The 1,725-nt window shown below is 74.1% G+C and carries 2 protein-coding genes; both read right to left on the bottom strand.

Features of this window, described 5'->3' with window-relative positions; genetic code table 11:
- Positions 1-989 (bottom strand): uroporphyrinogen-III synthase (locus ACFQ36_RS22500; protein ID WP_377017763.1); only part of this gene is annotated, 989 nt, incomplete at its 3' end.
- On the bottom strand, positions 986-1,725 hold a 740-nt coding region (gene cobA / locus ACFQ36_RS22495), incomplete at its 5' end, for a uroporphyrinogen-III C-methyltransferase (protein WP_377017761.1). The genes cobA and ACFQ36_RS22500, both read right to left, overlap by 4 nt.

The raw sequence follows: 1,725 nt of genomic DNA, 5'->3' as shown, positions 1-1,725 counted from the left end.
CCGCCGGCCGCGGCCAGCGCCCGGAACAGCGCCATGGGCGCCGGCGGGAGGTCCGCCCGCTCCCCGCCCAGCAGCACCGACCGGCCGCGGATCTGCACCTCGCCGAGGGCAGTGTCGTAGCGGTCCACCAGGTGCTCGGAAATGTGCTCGACCAGCAGCCGGATCAGTGCGCCCATCCGGTAGCGCTCGGGCATGATCGGCCGGATACCGGCGTCAATCAGGGGTTGGGCGGTGACCGGGCCCACCGCCGCAGCCACTACGCCGCTGCGGAAGGCCTCGACGAGCGGCCCGTGCAGGCCCATCTCGTGCGCGGTGCTCCACAGGGCATCCACCGCCGGGGCGCTGGTGAAGGTGACCACGTCCAGCCGGCGGGCACAGACCGCCTCGATCAGCCGCGGCACCTTGTCTTCGGCCCCCTGCGGCTTCACCCAGCGGTAGGGCGTTACGGTCAGCACGGTGGCTCCGGCCTCGCGCAGCCGCTCGAGCTGGCAGGCATCCGAGTAGCCGTGCTGCTGCACCGCGACGGCGCTTCCGCGCACCCCTTCGGCCAGCAGCATGTCCACCACCGTGGCGGTACGCTCGTCGTGGCTGATGCCCGCATCGTCCAGCCCCGCGGCGCGCACCGCGCCGCGGGCCTTGGGGCCGCGGACGTAGATCCGGGATTGTTCGAGCACCTCCGCCAGCTCCTCGCCGACCCCGGCCGCGTCCGCGGCCTCGAACCAGCGGCGCATGCCGTACGCGGTGGTGATCACGCTGATATCCGGGCGGGCGGCCAGCACCGCGGCGGTGTCCTGGAGCAGCTGGACATCCTGCTCCACCGGGGCGATCTTCAGGGCCGGCGCGTGCATCACGGCGGCCCCGCGGCGCTCCAGGGCCTCGATCAGGTCCGAGGAGCGCCGGTCCGAGGTGACCCCGATCCGGAAGCCGGCCAGCGGCCCGGTGTCCGGCGCTGCCACCGCTGCCATCGATGCTGTCACCGGCGCGCTCATACCGCCTCCAGCCGCCCGGCCAGCCCGGCCAGTTGCGCGGCCTGTTCCCGGCAGCTGCCGGCCTGGCGCACCACCTCGCCGATGACCAGCACCGCGGGAGACTTGCAGCGCGCCGCGGCCGCGGCGGTCACGATCCCGGACAGGTCCGAGACGGTGGTGCGCTGGGAATCGCTGAAGCCGCGTTCGACGACCGCCACCGGCATGTCGGCGCGCATCCCGGCCCGGCGCAGTCCCGCGGCCAGCTGCGGCAGGGTGCCGACGCCCATCAGCACCACAATGGTCCCGCCAAGTCCGGCCAGGTGCCCGTGCTCTTCATCGGTGAGCGGGGCGTGACCGGAGACCACCGTGAACATCCGGCTGACTTCCCGGTGCGTGACCGGGATCCCTGCGGCGGCCGGAACCGCAATGGCGCTGGTGACCCCGGAGACCACGCTGACCGGCACGCCGGCTTCGGCGCAGCCGGCCACTTCCTCGCCGCCGCGGCCGAAGACGAACGGGTCCCCGCCCTTGAGCCGGACCACATTGCGGCCCGCCCGGGCGGACTCGATCATCAGCCGCTCGATTTCCGCCTGCCCCACCGGGTGGTGGCCCGGACGCTTGCCGACGTCGACCAGTTCGGCGCCGGGGGCCAGCCGCTCCAGGCCCGCGTGCGGGGCCAGCCGGTCGTAGAAGACGATGTCGGCCTCCCGCAGCGCCGCCGCTGCCCGGACCGTCAGCAGGTCCTCGGTGCCGGGCC

The sequence above is a fragment of the Arthrobacter sp. GCM10027362 genome, assembly GCF_042679445.1.
Classification (GTDB): domain Bacteria; phylum Actinomycetota; class Actinomycetes; order Actinomycetales; family Micrococcaceae; genus Crystallibacter.
Note: the sequence above shows the minus strand (reverse complement) of the source record. Positions and strands in the feature narration are given on the sequence as shown.